The sequence below is a fragment of the Cellulomonas uda genome (assembly GCF_006538705.1).
Lineage (GTDB): Bacteria > Actinomycetota > Actinomycetes > Actinomycetales > Cellulomonadaceae > Cellulomonas > Cellulomonas uda.
Genome location: NZ_BJLP01000015.1, coordinates 14,046 through 29,529, shown reverse-complemented (window position 1 = coordinate 29,529; position 15,484 = coordinate 14,046). Strand labels below are relative to the sequence as shown.

The 15,484-nt window shown below is 72.8% G+C and carries 16 protein-coding genes; 6 read left to right on the top strand and 10 right to left on the bottom strand.

The features are described 5' to 3' along the window. Nucleotides 1–197: 197 nt before the first annotated feature. Nucleotides 198–2,471 (top strand): rhamnogalacturonan lyase family protein, encoded by a 2,274-nt coding sequence (locus CUD01_RS05925; RefSeq protein ID WP_141319476.1) that lies wholly within the window; start codon nucleotides 198–200, stop codon nucleotides 2,469–2,471. Nucleotides 2,472–2,474: 3 nt separating this feature from the next. On the opposite strand, the gene CUD01_RS05920 is transcribed toward CUD01_RS05925, so the two are convergent. From CUD01_RS05920 to CUD01_RS05905, 4 genes are all read right to left on the bottom strand, one after another. Continuing rightward, nucleotides 2,475–2,945, bottom strand: a complete 471-nt coding sequence (locus CUD01_RS05920; RefSeq protein WP_141319474.1) for a hypothetical protein — start codon at nucleotides 2,943–2,945, stop codon at nucleotides 2,475–2,477. Between the two features lie 57 nt (nucleotides 2,946–3,002). Then, nucleotides 3,003–3,425, bottom strand: coding sequence for a helix-turn-helix domain-containing protein (locus CUD01_RS05915; RefSeq protein WP_141319472.1), 423 nt, complete (start codon nucleotides 3,423–3,425; stop codon nucleotides 3,003–3,005). Nucleotides 3,426–3,489: 64 nt separating this feature from the next. Continuing rightward, the gene (locus CUD01_RS05910; protein ID WP_141319470.1) at nucleotides 3,490–3,843 is read right to left on the bottom strand and encodes a VOC family protein; all 354 of its coding nucleotides are present in this window, start codon (nucleotides 3,841–3,843) and stop codon (nucleotides 3,490–3,492) included. A 739-nt stretch (nucleotides 3,844–4,582) separates the two neighbouring features. Then, nucleotides 4,583–5,941: a chymotrypsin family serine protease gene (locus tag CUD01_RS05905; protein WP_141319468.1), complete on the bottom strand. Its 1,359-nt coding sequence runs from the start codon at nucleotides 5,939–5,941 to the stop codon at nucleotides 4,583–4,585. Nucleotides 5,942–6,261: 320 nt separating this feature from the next. Here CUD01_RS05905 and CUD01_RS05900 point away from each other — a divergent pair, with 320 nt between their 5' ends. From CUD01_RS05900 to CUD01_RS05885, 4 genes are all read left to right on the top strand, one after another. Next, nucleotides 6,262–6,753 carry an RNA polymerase sigma factor gene (locus CUD01_RS05900; protein WP_166772007.1) on the top strand — a complete coding sequence of 164 codons (492 nt, stop codon included), beginning with the start codon at nucleotides 6,262–6,264 and terminating at the stop codon, nucleotides 6,751–6,753. Between the two features lie 5 nt (nucleotides 6,754–6,758). Further along, complete coding sequence (locus CUD01_RS05895; protein WP_141319464.1) at nucleotides 6,759–7,403, top strand: hypothetical protein; 645 nt, start codon at nucleotides 6,759–6,761, stop codon at nucleotides 7,401–7,403. 499 nt (nucleotides 7,404–7,902) lie between these two features. Further along, nucleotides 7,903–8,577 (top strand): response regulator transcription factor, encoded by a 675-nt coding sequence (locus tag CUD01_RS05890; RefSeq protein ID WP_174773831.1) that lies wholly within the window; start codon nucleotides 7,903–7,905, stop codon nucleotides 8,575–8,577. Then, a complete protein-coding gene (locus CUD01_RS05885) occupies nucleotides 8,574–9,818 on the top strand; it encodes a sensor histidine kinase (RefSeq protein ID WP_141319462.1) in 1,245 nt (414 codons plus the stop codon). Before CUD01_RS05890 ends, CUD01_RS05885 begins: the two co-directional genes overlap by 4 nt. On the opposite strand, the gene CUD01_RS05880 is transcribed toward CUD01_RS05885, so the two are convergent. The 5 genes from CUD01_RS05880 to CUD01_RS05860 are packed head-to-tail and all read right to left on the bottom strand — an operon-like array spanning nucleotide 9,781 to nucleotide 13,839. Continuing rightward, nucleotides 9,781–10,515, bottom strand: coding sequence for an FAD:protein FMN transferase (locus CUD01_RS05880; RefSeq protein ID WP_244937682.1), 735 nt, complete (start codon nucleotides 10,513–10,515; stop codon nucleotides 9,781–9,783). The genes CUD01_RS05885 and CUD01_RS05880 overlap by 38 nt on opposite strands. A gap of 9 nt (nucleotides 10,516–10,524) precedes the next feature. Next, nucleotides 10,525–11,067, bottom strand: coding sequence for an FMN-binding protein (locus CUD01_RS05875; protein ID WP_141319459.1), 543 nt, complete (start codon nucleotides 11,065–11,067; stop codon nucleotides 10,525–10,527). Beyond that, nucleotides 11,064–12,446, bottom strand: a complete 1,383-nt coding sequence (locus tag CUD01_RS05870; protein ID WP_141319457.1) for a ferredoxin reductase family protein — start codon at nucleotides 12,444–12,446, stop codon at nucleotides 11,064–11,066. Before CUD01_RS05870 ends, CUD01_RS05875 begins: the two co-directional genes overlap by 4 nt. Nucleotides 12,447–12,506: 60 nt before the next feature. Further along, entirely contained in the window at nucleotides 12,507–13,001 is a 495-nt protein-coding gene (locus tag CUD01_RS05865) for a GNAT family N-acetyltransferase (protein ID WP_141319455.1), read from the bottom strand. 28 nt (nucleotides 13,002–13,029) lie between these two features. Next, complete coding sequence (locus CUD01_RS05860; RefSeq protein WP_141319453.1) at nucleotides 13,030–13,839, bottom strand: MBL fold metallo-hydrolase; 810 nt, start codon at nucleotides 13,837–13,839, stop codon at nucleotides 13,030–13,032. 125 nt (nucleotides 13,840–13,964) lie between these two features. On the opposite strand from CUD01_RS05860, the gene CUD01_RS05855 reads away from it, so the two are divergent. Next, a complete protein-coding gene (locus CUD01_RS05855) occupies nucleotides 13,965–14,729 on the top strand; it encodes a ParA family protein (RefSeq protein ID WP_094180022.1) in 765 nt (254 codons plus the stop codon). Nucleotides 14,730–14,824: 95 nt separating this feature from the next. Here CUD01_RS05855 and CUD01_RS05850 read toward each other — a convergent pair whose 3' ends face one another. Then, complete coding sequence (locus CUD01_RS05850; RefSeq protein ID WP_141319451.1) at nucleotides 14,825–15,412, bottom strand: MerR family transcriptional regulator; 588 nt, start codon at nucleotides 15,410–15,412, stop codon at nucleotides 14,825–14,827. Nucleotides 15,413–15,484 lie beyond the last annotated feature (72 nt).

Below are 15,484 nucleotides of genomic sequence, written 5' to 3'. Positions count from 1 at the left end.
GCGGGCCGTGGCCGGCGCCCGCTGTGGACGAGGCGCGTCCGGGAACGGCTGGGGTCGGGTCGCGAGCGGTCGTGCCGGAGCAGCCCGACGGCGGGGGAGGCGTGCTCGTGCACCGCCGCGGCGGAATCGTTTCGGGAGGGCGCGCTCTTCCCCAGGAGGCTTGCGGTCCGTCGTGCGCCCTCCCGTACGTTCGGGACATGCCACGGACGACGACGAACCGCGCACGTCCCGCGACGACGGCGGCCGCGCTCGGCGTGGCGGGCGCCCTCGCGGCGGCAGGGCTGGTCGCGAGCCCGGCGGCGGCGGTCACCGGCTGCACGGCCGCCTACACGGTCACCAGCCAGTGGTCGGGCGGGTTCGGCGCCGAGGTCGTCGTCAGGAACCTCGGGGACGCGCTCACGGGCTGGACCGTCGCGTGGACGTTCGCCGACGGTCAGACCGTCAGCCAGGCGTGGAACGCGACGGTCACCCAGTCGGGGAGCACGGCCACGGCCCGCAACGTCGACTGGAACGCCGCTCTCGCGGCGGGTGGCTCGGCGTCGTTCGGCTTCATCGGCTCGTGGCAGTCCGCGAACCGCGTCCCGACGAGCGTGTCGCTGAACGGGACGGCGTGCACCGGCGGTGTCGCACCGACGAGCGAGCCGACGAGCACCCCGTCACCGACGGCATCCAGCACGCCCTCGGTGACGCCGAGCGCAACGCCGACCCCGACACCCACGCCCACGCCCACCGTCCCGCCTGCCGGCGCCTGGCAGGCGGAGCGGCTCGACCGCGGCGTCATCAGCGTCCGCTCCGGCAGCGGCAACCTCGTCCAGTGGCGGCTGCTCGGCACCGACCCCCGTGACGTCGCGTTCCACATCTACCGCTACGGCACACGGCTGACCTCGTCACCGCTGACGACCACCACGAGCTACCTGGACGCGGGCGCGTCGTCGTCCGCGCGCTACACGGTCCGCGCGGTCGTGGGCGGCAGCGAGCAGGCGTCCTCGGCGGCGAGCCTGACGTTCGCGAACGGCTACCTCGACGTGCCGATCTCCAAGCCGGGGAGCGACTACACCGCGAACGACGCGAGCGTCGGCGACCTCGACGGCGACGGGGACCTCGACCTCGTCCTGAAGTGGGACCCGACGAACGCGAAGGACAACTCGCAGTCGGGCGTCACGGGGAACGTGTACCTCGACGGCTACCGGCTCGACGGGACGCGGCTGTGGCGCATCGACCTGGGCCGGAACATCCGGGCCGGTGCGCACTACACGCAGTTCCAGGTCTACGACTTCGACGGTGACGGGGGAGCCGAGGTCGCGGTCAAGACCGCCGACGGCACGCGCTCGGGCACGGGGCAGGTGATCGGCGACGCGAACGCCGACCACCGCAACTCGTCGGGCTACGTCCTGTCCGGGCCCGAGTACCTCACCGTGTTCGAGGGCTCCGACGGGCGGATCGGCGCCACGACGTCGTACGTCCCGGCGCGCGGCACGGTCTCGAGCTGGGGCGACTCGTACGGGAACCGGGTCGACCGGTTCCTCGCCGGCACGGCATACCTGGACGGCGTCCGCCCGTCGATCATCATGGCGCGCGGGTACTACACGCGGGCCGTCGTCGTCGCGTGGGACTACCGCGGCGGGGCGCTGACGCGCCGGTGGACGTTCGACTCGAACAGCTCGAGCAGCGGCAACGCGTCGGTCGCCGGGCAGGGCAACCACGCGCTCGCGGTGGCGGACGTCGACTCCGACGGGCGCCAGGAGGTCCTCTACGGCGCCGCGGCGATCGACGACGACGGTCGATTCCTGTGGAGCAACGGCACCGGTCACGGCGACGCCGGGCACGTGGGCGACCTGATCCCCAGCAGGCCGGGGCTCGAGTACTACAAGGTCACCGAGTCCACCTCGCAGCCCGACTCGTGGATGGCCGACGCCCGCACCGGGCAGCTGCTCTGGCGCACGAGCGCGACCACCGACAACGGGCGCGGGGTGTCCGACGACGTGTGGGCCGGCTCGCCCGGCGCGGAGTCCTGGTCGTCGGCCGACTCCCAGCTCCGCAGCACGTCCGGGCAGGAGATCGGCCGCAAGCCCTCGTCGACGAACTTCCTCGCCTGGTGGGACGGTGACCCGGTCCGCGAGCTGCTCGACCAGACGCGCGTCGACAAGTACGGCCCGAGCGGCGACACGCGGCTGCTCACGGCCTCGGGCGTGCACTCGAACAACGGCACGAAGGCCACGCCGTCGCTGTCCGGCGACCTGCTGGGGGACTGGCGCGAGGAGGTGGTCTGGCCGACGAGCGACGACTCCGCGCTGCGCATCTACGCGACGCCGATCGCGACGAGCCTGCGTCTGCCGACGCTGCTGCACGACCAGACGTACCGGGTCGCGATCGCGTGGCAGAACACCGCGTACAACCAGCCGCCGCACACGGGGTTCTTCCTCGGGGACGGGTTCACCGCTCCCGCCTGGCCGGCGGTCTGGACGCCCTGAGCGTCAGCGCGCCGCGAGCGCGCTGCGGAACGCCGCGACCGCCGGGTCCGGCACCGTGGTCGCGTCGTCCTCGTCGTCCTCGTCGTCCTCGTCGTCCAGGAAGACGGCGACGAGCGTCGCGTCCGGGTCGGAGTCGAGGCTCGGCAGGTACGTGTCGCGCCACGTCCACAGGTTCGGGTGCTGGTAGACGTCGCACGCCTCGGCCGGTGCGAGCATCGCGACCGCGCGCTCGAGCCCGACCCGCGTGAGCCGGTAGGCCGCGGTGCCTCGCGCGTGCCCGACGACGTGCGCGACGACGACCCCCGGCAGCATGTGCTCGCGGGAGTTCACGAGCGGGAAGTGCTCGGGCCGCGGCGAGGGTGCGTCCGACGGTACGAGGCCGACCCCGTGCGCGCGCGGCCGCCGCCACCCGTCGATCGCGAGCTCGAACGCGTCGCGTGCCGCCGTGATCTCGTCCGCGGTGACCCATCGCATGCCGAGCACCCTGACATGGTGAGCGGGACCGGCTCAACGGCTTTGCGGCACGGTCGCTCAGCCCTTGAGGCTCCCGATGCGGATGTGGTTGCCGAAGGGGTCACGGATCGGCCAGGTCCCCGGCCCGGGCTCGGGCCCGCCCGTGGTGCGCGTGCGGTAGTCGCTGGGGGAGCAGCCGACGACCTCCGTGAACGTCCGGCTGAAGGTGCCCAGGCTCGTGAACCCGACGGCCATGCAGGTGTCCGTGACGCTCGCGCGTGTCGTGCGCAGCAGGAACATCGCACGCTCCACACGGCGGCGCTGGAGATAGCGGTACGGCGTCTCGCCGAACACGCGTCGGAACTCGCGGGAGAAGTGCGACGACGACATCAGCGCGACCCGCGCGAGGGCGGCGACGTCCAGCGGTGCGGCGTAGTCGCGGTCCATGGCGTCCCGCGCGCGGAGCAGCCGCCGGTTGACGTCCTCGCTGTCCCGCGTCATGCGGTCCCGTGACACCGCGGCCGGGTGTCGAACACCCGTTCGACGCCGGGTGCGCCAGGAGCGGTCACGTCGGCTGCCAGAGCTCGACCCGGTTGCCGTCCGGATCGGTGACCCAGCCGAACCGGCCGACGCCGTCCATGTCCTGCGTCTGCGGGTCCACCCGGGCGCCCAGGGCGCGCAGCTGCTCGAGCATCGCGTCCAGGTCGCGCACGCGGAAGCCGAGCATCGTGCGCTGCGTCGGGTCACCGAGGTACTCGGTGTCCGTCGGGAACGCCGCGACGACCGTCGGGCCGTCGTCCTGGTGCCACAGCCCGTACGGACCGAGGTCCATGCCGAGCGCGTCGCGGTACCACGCGAGCAGCGCGTCGGGGTCCGCTGAGCGGACGAAGCAGCCACCGATCCCGAGGACGCGTTCCATCGGGCCATCGTGCCAGCGATCCGGTCCGTCGTCTCCGGACGAGCATCACGGCGTAACGCCGATAATGCACATTATGACATTTCGGGCGCCGCGAGCCGGGGACTACGACCGGTCCCAGCGCTCTCGGGCTGACTATCGGGGTGATGCCGACCGCTCGGCCGATGTCCGCCCACACCCCGACGGCTCGCGCGCTCTGCACCGCCCCGTCGAGGGCGCGCGCCGCGTGGTCGCCGGCGGCGGCGGCCGCCTGGACCCGCCTCGAGCGCCTGGGACGGCTCGAGATGTGCCTGCCACAGCGCAGCCGCGAGCTCGTAGACGTCGTCGCGGTCTCCGACGTCGACGACGGCGTACGCCCCTTCCGCAACGACCCGGCCAGCGGGCAGGCTCTCCTGCGTAGGCGGTAGCACGCGCTTCCAGCGGGCCAGCACGGTCGTCGACGGCCGCCACGCAAGACCGGGGCGGCAGTCGCAGCACACCACCCAACCGACGACGCCGTCCTCCGACCGCCACTCCCCCTGCTCCCGCGGCACGTCCTCGCCCGATGCGAGCCGCGCGACGCGGATTCCCTGCCCGCTCGACGATCCGCCGACGGCGCCGTCGGCGAACGTCGGGCTGATGTACAGCTCGTGCTCGCCGTTGTCCGTGGTCCAGCTCATCCGTGCACCAAGATGTTGACAGGTAACCCTGTCGCGAGTCTGGCCCGCGACAGGGTTACCTGTTGTTAATGCCGGAGTGCTGGTCAGCCGGTGATGACTGTAAACTGCGGCGTCGCACTGCCTGCCTTCTCGACATTGTAAATGCGGGTGTAGATGTTCTTCACGGGATATCCGGATCCCGGGCTGCATGCTCCGGTAGTCAGGCCGGCCGCCAGCACAGTGCCATACGGGTAGAAGACCGGACCGCCGGAGTCGCCGCCGGTCATCGAGTAGGTTGCTGCGCCGTAGCCGCACCACACGCCATCGTCGAAGCCGCAGTCCTTCCCCGTGGTGGCACCCATCGCGCAGCGGGCGTCGCCCGTCCACGTTGAGCGCCACGCGCCTGCCACAGGGTGGGTCTCGGTCGCCGAGACGTAGATCTTGCCGACGGGCGGCGCGATCGGTGAAGGCACCGACAAGTAGGCCCAGTCCTCATCCGGGTAGTAGTTCATCGGCTGCAGACGCATTCCCTCAAGGAACGTGGGAAGTGTCGTTCCACTACGCGCCACGGTGAATCCGTTGTACACGCAGTGTTCCGCGGTCGTCTGGTACTTGACGTTGTTCGAGATCTTCTTCATTGCGTAGCCACTTGTGCAGTACCCGGCGGAATCACCGTCCGCGTCGGACCGTGCAACATACACGCCCGCTGATAGCGAATATTCCTCCAGTCGCGGGCGCTCAGGAATCAGCGCCACAGGGCCAGCGACGGCGTACTTGCCTTCGCGTGCCGCTACGTCCAGTGCGTTCTCAAGCGCGGCGGAGACGCCCGGCATATCGATGGCCTCCGAAAGAGCCTGTGCGACCTCGGTCGGGTCGGACTTGAGCCGCTCGGGGTCGACATTTACCCACCAGTATCTAGAGATCGATGAGCCGCTGATCGATCCGAACCCCGCCGCCCGAAGTCGTTCGTCGACACTCGCTCGGTACGCGTAGCTGTAGGGCAGCGGGACGAGCTGGTAGTCGAGCTCGGGCGCGAGCGCCTGCAGCGTGTCTGCGATCTCCTTCTCGCTCTCGCCGACATAACCCACGTACGCGATCGGCTTCAGCGGGTCGACGGCGCCACCCCCGAAGATGTCTGGGTACTTGGCTGCGAGTGTGTCGAACGTGTTGTAGGAGAGTGTGACGAAGCCATCGCGGTCGTATCCCCAGAACTCGCTCCTGTCAGGGAGCCGTCCGTCGCCGGTGACCGCCATCGCGGCGGCGTACCGATCGATGACCTGCTCTGCTTCGGCCATCACGCCGTCGGTGAGAGTCGCGAACGGATCTGGCTCGAGCCGGTCGACTACCTCAACCGCGAGTCCCTGTGGACTCGCATCCGCAGTCGCGCCCGTTGCCGCGACAGTGGACGCGATCGCGGCCAGCGCGAGTGCTGAAGCGATCCCGAGTTGCCGTAGCCGGACCATCTCGAACCCCCAAGTCTCTGCCTACCTCGGACGGAGGCAGTCTCGCAGGTCCGCGCGTCTCGGGACTGCGCGTGATGGCTCTTGGGTGGTGTAGTTCTCGGCCTGCAGCGCCGTGACCATGACGGTGGGGGCCATCGGGCGATGGTCAGCGAGACGGGACTAGCTCGCCGATTGGGTCACCTGCCGTTCGCGTCATCGCCGTCGGTGACCGACGATGTCCGCGGGATGGGCCAGCGCTTCTCGCCGGGTGATCGACGTAACGTTTCGCACCGGCCGGCCCGTCTACATGTATGGAAGCGAGCGACACGAAGGGGGGTGCGGTGACGACTGAAGTACCGGCACAGGTGGAGGACGATCTCGGCGCGTTCGCCGAGCGACACCGAGCGAAGTTGCTTCGGCTCGCGCTGGGTCTGTGTCGAGATCCCGATGCAGCAGAGGACCTGGTCCAGGACACGCTGTTGCGTCTCGTGACCCGGTGGCCCATGGTGCGTTCCGCTCGCAGTCCTTGGGCGTACGTACGCCAGACGATGGTGCGCGTCTTCCTGAGTCGGCCTAACCCACATCATCGGTCGCTACCGCTCATCGATGATGTGGTGGATCACCGCGACGCGTTCGGCGAGGTCGATGAACTCGATGCGGCTGTGCGCCGTCTTCACCAGCTGGCACCACGCGCGCGGGCTGTGCTCACGCTCAGGTACATCGAGTGCCTCGACGACGCTGCGATCGCCGACGCCCTGGGCACCTCCCGGGTGGCAGTACGGGTTACTGCACACCGCGCACTGCGAGTCCTCAAGATCGACGAAGGGACGTGACATCCGTGCCCGACGAGAGCGAGTTCGCGGATCGTTTCCGGCGTACCGTTGACCAAGAACTGTCCGCAGCTCTGAAGCAGGCGCCTCATCCGGAGGCGGACGAGCGAGTACTGCTGCTCGCGCCCCACCGACGAGGTTGGGGCAGGCCCATCGCAGTCGCAGCCGTCGTCGCGTCGTTCCTCGCGGTGGGGGCGGTCGTCGCGGCTTCCACCATGCGCGACGGGCCACGCGGCTTGCGCTCGGCGTCGACACCCACGATGAGCACTGCGCCGACGGTTGTGGCTGTCAGCGGCCCGACCGAGGCCGTGACCGGACAGGTTGGCGTTCGCATGTTCGCGGCGCTGGGCCCGGTTACCCTCTCGAGCCAGAGCGGTTGCCTTGCCGATCAGGACGGCCGGTTGCTCGTCCTCGATCCGTCTTGGAGTTGGGACCCGGAGACCGAGACCCTGACCTCCGTCCCGACCGGTGAGCGTTACCACCTCGGAGACGCGGTCGAGATGGCTGGCGGCGGTGGAGCACTCGACACGGGTAGGGTGACTTGGCCGATCGAGTCGGTCCCCCTCGCGTGCGCCGACTACTCGGGTCCGGCCCTCTTCGTGTGGGCACCGGGGGCGCAGACCTCGTCATCGTCGGTGCCGCCTGAAGGCTGACCCGTGGCGACGGGTGGGGTCCAGTGGACGCCGCAGCACGTCCTGGATCCTGGGGGCGTGTTGTTCTCGTTGTGGCGTGCGAAGAAGGGGGTCCGGGTCTCGTCGGCAGTCGTACAAATCTGGCGCGCTTCGTGAAGCTTCGGGCGCGGGATTCGCCGATCGCCACGGCGGGTCGCGAGGTCGCTGTCGCCTGCACGACGGTGGCGAACTGGAGTGCGGGCCCACAAGCTCTACCGCAGCGGGGAGATTGTCGAGCAGCTCGACCGGCTGGCGGTTCGCGGGTCACGCGTCGAAGAGCCGTGCCGGCGGAGCCTCGCACGGCAGTGGCTCTCCACGCTCGTTCTCGTCCTGAGACTTGCCGAACGGCCCGTCTCCGGAGAGCAGCACGCCCATGTGGTGGGTGCCGACGGGCGACGCGGGACGTAGGTCGCATACCCCCGGTGGTATCTGTGACGGCCGCGCGGCGCTCGGCGCCTACGATGGGCCGGGAGGCGTGCCGATGACGAACGACGGGGTCCGGGTGCTGCTCGTCGAGGACGACCGCGAGCTCGCGGGCATGCTCGAGGAGTTCCTGACGGACGAGGGCTACCGGGTCGACCTCGCGCGCGACGGCCAGCGTGGTCTGCACCTCGGCCTGACCCGGCCGTTCGACCTCCTGGTGCTCGACCGCGGCCTGCCGGCCCTCGAGGGCCTCGACCTGCTGACGCGGTTGCGGGCACGTGGCGTCACCGCCCCGGCACTCGTCCTGTCGGCGCTCGGCAACCCGGCCGACCGGGTCGCCGGGCTCGACGCCGGCGCCGAGGACTACATGGGCAAGCCGTTCGACCTCGACGAGCTCGCGGCGCGCCTGCGAGCGCTGCACCGACGCGCGGCCGGTCCGGTGCCCACGGGCGTCCTGCGCCTCGGGTCTCGCGAGCTGGACGTCCGCGGGCGGCGCGTCACGGGCCCCGACGGCACGGCGGTCGACCTGTCCGAGCGCGAGTGCTCGCTGCTCGCGCTGCTGGCGACCCGCCCACGGCAGGTGTTCTCGCGCGCGGACATCCTCACCCACGTGTTCGACGGCGCCGACGACGAGGGCGTCGTCGACACGTACGTCTACTACCTGCGCCGCAAGCTGGGCCGGTCGGCGGTCGCGACGGTGCGCGGGCTCGGGTACCGGCTGGGTGACGCGTGAGCGGGCTGACGCCGGCCGAGCAGACCCGCCTGCGGCGCACGGCCGCCGTGCTCGGGTGGCAGACCGCGGCCCTCGTGCTCGCGAGCGTCGTGCTGGTCGCGGCGGTCGTGCTGGCCGTCGTCACGACGACGCAGGCTCGTGCGGGTGAGGACCGGCTGCGCTCGGCCGTCCGGACCGCCGACGACGTGCGGGACGCACCCGCCGGCGTGTGGCTCGCGATCGCCGGCCCGCGCGGGCTCGAGGTGTCCGACGGCATGCCCACCCCGCTCCCGGACGTGGCGGCGCTGCGTGCGGCGGCAGTCACGGGGACCGAGCAGTGGTCGCGCGTGGCGGGCGACGACGGGTCCTTCGTCGTGCTCACGGCGCCTGCGCGGGAGGGCGTGACGCAGGCGGTGCTCGACCCGCGCCCCGCGCACGAGGAGACCGAGCGGCTCGTGGCCGCGCTCGGTGTCGCGGGCGCTGCGGGGGTGCTGCTCGCGGGGCTCGGCGGCGCGTGGCTCGGCCGGCGTGCGGTGCGGCCCACCGTCGAGGCGCTCGCGCTGCAGCGGCGGTTCGTCGCCGACGCGAGCCACGAGCTGCGCACTCCCCTGACGCTGCTGACGACCCGCGTGCAGCTGCTCCGGCGCCGCCTGCAGGGCGAGGGGGTGCTCGCGCGCGACTCACGCGTCCCGGAGGCGGTCGACGGTGTGCTGGCGGACGCCCGCGCGCTGACCGCGATCCTCGAGGACATGCTCGTCGCGGCCGACACGCGCGCTCCCGAGACCGAGCCGACCGACCTGGACGCCCTCGTGCGCGGGGTGGTCGACGCCGCTGCCGCCGCCGCCGAGGAGCGCGGCGTGGCGTTGGTCCACCTCGGGGCTCCCGGGACCGGGCCGGTCGCCGAGGTCTCCCCCACGTCCGTGCGGCGCGCCGTCACGGCCCTCGTCGACAACGCGCTCGACCATGCGACGACGACCGTCGAGGTCACGACCCGCGCGACCGGGGCATCGGTGACGGTCGAGGTCGGTGACGACGGGCCCGGCCTGCCGGCGGGCGGCTCCCTCGACGTGTTCGAGCGGTTCGCGTCGCGGCGCGCGCGCAGCGACGACGGCGCGCGCCACTACGGCCTGGGGCTGGCCCTCGTCGCCGAGGTCGCCGCGCAGCACGGCGGTGCCGTCGACGCCGGTCCTCGTGCCGACGGGCGGCCCGGCACGACCGTCACGCTCACGCTCCCGGCGACGGTGCCGCGCGCGCGGCCGTGACGAGCCGGCCGTCGGGTCGCACGCCGAACGCGTCGCGCGCGCCGTGGTCGAGTGCCCATGCGACGCCGTCCGGCCCGAGCGCGAGCACGCTCGTCGCGAGCACGTCCGCGGTCGTGAGGTCCTCCGCGACGACGGTGGCCGCCAGGAGCCCGGTCGCCGGGCGACCCGTGCGGCCGTCCCACACGTGGCTGCCCCGCTCGTACACGCCCGACGTCGCGACGGCGCCGTCACCCAGCTCGACGACCGCGAGCATGCGCCGCGGGTCGTGCGGGTCCCGCACCCCGGTCCGCCAGCCGCGCCCGGGCTCGGGGACCCCGCGGGTGACGACGTCTCCCCCGGCGTTCAGGCAGAACGCGCCGCAGCCTGCGGCCGCGAGCGCGTCGGCTGCCCGCTGGGCCGCCCAGCCCTTGACCACGCCGTTCGTGTCGAGGGACCCGTCCGGTGCCCGCACGTCGAACGCGCCGCCGCTGGCCGCCGACGCGCGCTCCGCGATCGCGAGCACCTCGTGCAGGTCCGACGAGGGCGCGCACTCGCCCCGCTCGAACCGGCGCAGCTCGCTGTCCGCCAGGAACGGGCTGAACCGTGCCTCGGCCTCGCGCAGCAGCGCGAACGCGTCCGCGGCCGCACGCGCCGCGACGTCGGGCGCGGTCGCTCGGACGTCGAGCGAGAAGACCGTGCCCATGACGTGCTCGCTCACCCGCACCGGTCAGCCCCGCTGGTCGAGGATCGACTGGACCGACTCGCGGTAACCCTCGGAGGTGTACGTCGCGCCGGACACGGTGTCGATGGACGCGGACTGCGCGGCGAGGACCTCGCGGGCCAGCAGCGGGGTCGCCCGGGCCGAGATCTGTGCGCTCTCGGGGTGCGAGCTCGGGGCCTGCAGCGTGCGTACGTCGATGAGCCGGGACCCGGTGAACGTCACCTGGACCTGCACGGGCCCGTACCGGGTCTGCGCGACGGACCCGACGACCGTGACGGTCTCGGCCTGCGGCGTGCCGGTCTGCGGGTCCGCCGGGTCGGTCGCCGACGTGCCGGACCCGTCCGTCCCCGTACCCGGCGCGACGGACGTGGAGCCGGGAGCGCCGACGACGGACGGCGCCGCTCCCCCGATGCTCCCGCTGGACGCGCCGGCGGCCGTGGCGGGCGCCTCGGCCTGCGCCAGCGGGCCGAACCGCGCGAACGCGACGGTCCCGATGGTCGCCAGCGTCCCCGTGTAGATCAGCGTCCCGCGCCAGCGTGCTGCACTCATGCCAGGCTCAGCTCCTCGTGGTGGATGGCTCGCCGCGGGACGCCCAGCGCCCGTGCGACGTCGACGACCGCGGCCGTCATGGACTCGGGACCGCACACGAACACGTCGCGTCCGGCGATGTCGGGGACCGCCGCGGCGAGGTGCTCGCGGTCCAGCGGGTCGTACCCGAGCTGGGCGCGGCGTCCCGGGAGCGCCAGGTAGCGCAGGCCCGGCACGCCCGTCAGCTCACGGCCGAGCGCGAGCCCGGCGACGTCGTGCGCGCGGTGCACGACCACGACGTCGTGCCCGCGCGCGACCAGCTCCTGCGCGAGCGCCCGGATCGGGCCGATCCCCGCGCCGCCCGCGACGAGGAGCGACCGGTGGCCGCGCGCCGCGTCCGCCGTGAACCGCCCGAACGGACCCTCGACGAGTACGCGCGTCCCGGTCCGCAGCCGCGCCACGTCGGCGGAGTGGTCACCGAGCGCCGCGACCGTGACCCGCAGCCGGTGCGCGGTCGGCACCATCGACAGGGAGTACGGGTGCGCCGTGGTCAGGTGCCCGCGCACGAGGAACCGCAGCAGCACGAACTGCCCGCCACGTGCCTCCAGCTCGTCGACCGCGCGGCCCTGCAGCCACACGCTCACGACCCCGGGAGCCTCCGGCACCACGTGCTCGACGCGCAGGAGCATCCGGCGGTGCGCGAGCAGCGGCACGAGGACCCGCCACGTGAGCAGCGCGGCCGCGGTCGCGAGGTAGAGCGCGGTCCACACGGCGCGCGCCACGGGATCGGCGACGAAGTGCGCGCCGGCGGCGATCTGGTGGCCGAACGTCAGGTAGATGCCGACGTAGACCGACAGGTGCACGACGAACCAGGCCTCGTACGACAGCACGCGGCGTGCGAGCCTCGCGCTGGTCGCGCCGACGAGCACGAACAGCCCGGTGCCGACGAACGCGCTGACCATCTCGGGCTGCGTCGTCAGGATCGAGACGGCCTCGCCCCACGGCGTCTGCCGGTCGAGCAGCGCGCCGCCCACGACCATGAGGGCGACGTGCGTGAGGACCAGCAGCACGACGCTCGTCCCGAGGGACCGGTGCCACGCGACGAGGCGGTCGAAGCCGACGGCGCGCTCGAACCAGGGCACGCGGCCGATGAGCAGGAGCTGCGCGCACACCAGGAACGCCGCCAGGAGGCCCGCCAGCTCCCCCGCGCCCGTGGCCGCGCCGCCGGGCGTGGCGCCCGCCGCCGCGGGCGTCCCGCTCCACCAGAAGGCCACGACGAGGAGGCAGCCGACCACCAGCGCACCGCGCACGACCGCGCCGCCCGGTGCGGCGCCACGCGGGACGGGTCGCGGGAGGCGGGCGGACGCGGTGCGGGGTCGTCCCTCGAGGATCGTGCTCATGGGGACGATCGTGACGACCGATTCTCAGAGCGTTCTCGGAAGCGGGCGGCGCCGTGCGGGTCAGCGGTGGCGAGGGAGCTTGAGGACGTAGCGCTCCTCGGTGACGTCCGGGTCTCGCGGCAGCGCCATCCGCTCGCCGGTGCGAGCGAACCCCGCGCGCACGTACAGGTCGCCGGCGGCGTTGTTGCCGTCCACGAGCCAGAGCGACAGCGTCCGGGCCTTGTCGGCGATCGCCGCCTGCCGGACGGTGTCGAGCAGCGCCCACCCGATGCCGCGTCGGCGCGCTTCCGGCGCGACCCACAGGCTCACGATGTGCCGGTCGTCCGTGGGCGAACCCGGTTCCAGGAGCATCGAGACGAGCCCGCGGGTGAGCCCGTCGGCATCGACCGCGATCCAGGTCGGCACGGTGCGGGTGCGCATGCGCCAGTGCTTCTCCTTGAACCGCTCCTCGCGCTCGAGCGACGAGCCGAAGACGCCCGGGTCCTCGCGGAGAGCGCGCAGCCGGATCTCACGCACTCGCGCCCAGTCGTCTTCAGTTGCCAGCGTGATCTGCACGTTCACAGGATGCCGTACGAACCGGCTCTCACTGGCCACCGCCGTGCCCGAGCGGGTCGGGCACGGCGCGCGCGACGTCCGCGACCTCCTCCTCCGGGCGGGGCGGGATGGTCTCGTCCTGCTCGAGCAGCGGGATCTCGTCGGCGTGGGGCGGCAGGTCAGGGTGCGTGCCGGTCATGACGTCACCTCCGGGGTGAGCGAGCTCGAGGGACTCCCCCGCGGTGAGCACGACGAGCTCGCTGTCGCGCACCAGACGGCCGACGAGGGCGTGCAGCAAGCCGAGACCACGGTCGTTGAGGAGCCCGTCGTGGATCGGCACGATGCGCCGGGCCCCGATGTCGCGCGCCCGGTCGACGGCGTCCGTCAGGCTGAACCACGGGCCGGAGATCGGCAGGAGGAGCACGTCGGGCGCGTCCGTGGGCTGCACGTGCGCGTCGCCGGGGTGCAGCACGCCTGCGACGAGGTATGCGACGTTCGGGATGCGCGGGATGTCCGGGTGGATGACGGCGTGCCACTCCCCCAGGACCCGCACCTGGAAGCCAGCGGCCTCCACATGGTCCCCGCCGCTCACGACGTGCAGCCGCTCCTGCGGGGCACCTGCCTCGCGCAGCAGCGCGACGACGGGCGCGGGACCCCACAGCGGGACGCCACCGCGGACCGCGTCCGCGACGGTCTCGACCGCGAGGTGGTCCGCGTGCTCGTGGGTCACGAGGATCGCCTGGGCGCCCGCGAGGGCGTCGTCGAGGCGGGAGAACGCGCCGGGGTCGACGACGAGGTGGCGGGTCTCGTCGTCGAACCGCACGCAGGAGTGCCCCCACCGGGTCAGGCGCAGTGTCATGGGGCGATTCTGCGCGCCCACCAGCGCGGACGCACGCCGCCGCGCCCGACTTCCTCCCGGTCCGCCCGGTTCGTGCCCGCTGGACACGGTCTCCCCGGGCGCGCCGCAGCCGATACGGTTGCCAGGTGCTCGTGCTCGGTGTGTGCAGCCTCAAGGGTGGCGTCGGCAAGACGTCCGTGACGCTCGGCCTGGCCTCCGCGGCCCTCGAACGAGGGCTGCGCACCCTCGTCGTCGACATGGACCCGCAGGGCGACTGCTCCATGTCGCTCGGCGCGCGCGCCGAGGGCGGCGACGTGTCCGACGTGCTCGACGCCCCGAACGCCGAGACGGTGCGGTCCGCGACCGTGGCGAGCTCGTGGGCCGAGGACGGTCTCGACGTGCTCGTCGGCTCGGAGCGCAACGCCAAGCACGACCGCCTCGGCGATGACGACCTCGACCGGCTGCGGTTCGCGCTGTCGTGGGTCCAGGACTACGACCTGGTCCTGGTCGACTGCCCGCCGTCGCTCGGCTCGCTCACGCGCACGGGCCTGACCGCGTGCGACCGGGCCATGGTCGTCACGGAGCCCGGGCTGTTCGCCGTGATGGCCGTCGGCCGCGCGATGCGCACGATCGACGAGCTGCGGCGCGGGCCGGCGCCGCAGCTGCAGCCGCTCGGCATCACCGTGAACCGCGTGCGGGCGCGCTCGCTCGAGCAGGCGTACCGCCTCGAGGAGCTCGGCTCGCTGTACGGGCCCCTTCTGCTGGCGCCCTCGGTGCCCGAGCGGGCGGCGCTGCAGCAGGCGCAGGGTGCCGCGCAGCCCGTGCACGCGTGGCCCGGCCAGGCCGCCGCCGAGCTGTCGGGCATCTTCGACGCGCTCCTGGACCGCGCGCTGCGCGCGCCGCGTCGCTAGCTAGCACCGCTCCCCGCCTGTCGAGCGCCCGGCCACGACGAAGGCCCGGGTCGCAGGGACCGCGGGCCTTCGTGGACGTCGGGTGATGCTGGGGCTCAGCCCGCGGTACGTGCGCGCCGGCGCAGCGCCAGCTCGTCGTGCACGTCCTGGCCGGTGGGCGCGGGGGTCTCCTCCTCGGCGCGCTCCGTCGGGAGCTCGGCGAGCGAGCCCTCCACCTCACGCCACACGCGGCCGACCGCGATGCCGAAGACACCCTGCCCGCCCTGGACCAGGTCGATGACCTCGTCCGCCGACGTGCACTCGTAGACCGAGGCGCCGTCGGACATGAGCGTGATCTGGGCCAGGTCGTCGACCCCGCGCTCCCGCAGGTGCCCGACCGCGGTGCGGATCTGCTGCAGCGAGACGCCCGTGTCGAGCAGGCGCTTGACCACCTTGAGCACCAGGATGTCGCGGAACGAGTAGAGCCGCTGCGTGCCCGAGCCGGTGGCCGGGCGGACGGCGGGCTCCACCAGGCCCGTGCGGGCCCAGTAGTCCAGCTGCCGGTACGTGATGCCCGCGGCGCGGCACGCGGTGGGGCCGCGGTAGCCGGTCGCGTCGTCCAGGTCCGGCAGGTCGTCGTCGAACAGGAGGCCCTGCGCGCGCTGCGGGACGATCGTCACGTCCTCCGCGTTCTCGTTGGCCACGCTTCCTCCAGTCGTCGTACGGTCGTGCGATCGCCCGACCGCCTGAGGGCAACGCTAGGGACCCCGACCCCC

Bases quoted from the DNA above. Each gene is read 5' to 3' on its own strand.
- CUD01_RS05905 (WP_141319468.1), bottom strand. From the start codon at position 5,941: ATGGTCCGGCTACGGCAACTCGGGATCGCTTCAGCACTCGCGCTGGCC.
- CUD01_RS05920 (WP_141319474.1), bottom strand. From the start codon at position 2,945: ATGCGATGGGTCACCGCGGACGAGATCACGGCGGCACGCGACGCGTTC.
- CUD01_RS05860 (WP_141319453.1), bottom strand. From the start codon at position 13,839: ATGACACTGCGCCTGACCCGGTGGGGGCACTCCTGCGTGCGGTTCGAC.
- CUD01_RS05915 (WP_141319472.1), bottom strand. From the start codon at position 3,425: ATGACGCGGGACAGCGAGGACGTCAACCGGCGGCTGCTCCGCGCGCGG.
- CUD01_RS05870 (WP_141319457.1), bottom strand. From the start codon at position 12,446: ATGAGCACGATCCTCGAGGGACGACCCCGCACCGCGTCCGCCCGCCTC.
- CUD01_RS05925 (WP_141319476.1), top strand. From the start codon at position 198: ATGCCACGGACGACGACGAACCGCGCACGTCCCGCGACGACGGCGGCC.
- CUD01_RS05890 (WP_174773831.1), top strand. From the start codon at position 7,903: ATGACGAACGACGGGGTCCGGGTGCTGCTCGTCGAGGACGACCGCGAG.
- CUD01_RS05910 (WP_141319470.1), bottom strand. From the start codon at position 3,843: ATGGAACGCGTCCTCGGGATCGGTGGCTGCTTCGTCCGCTCAGCGGAC.
- CUD01_RS05875 (WP_141319459.1), bottom strand. From the start codon at position 11,067: ATGAGTGCAGCACGCTGGCGCGGGACGCTGATCTACACGGGGACGCTG.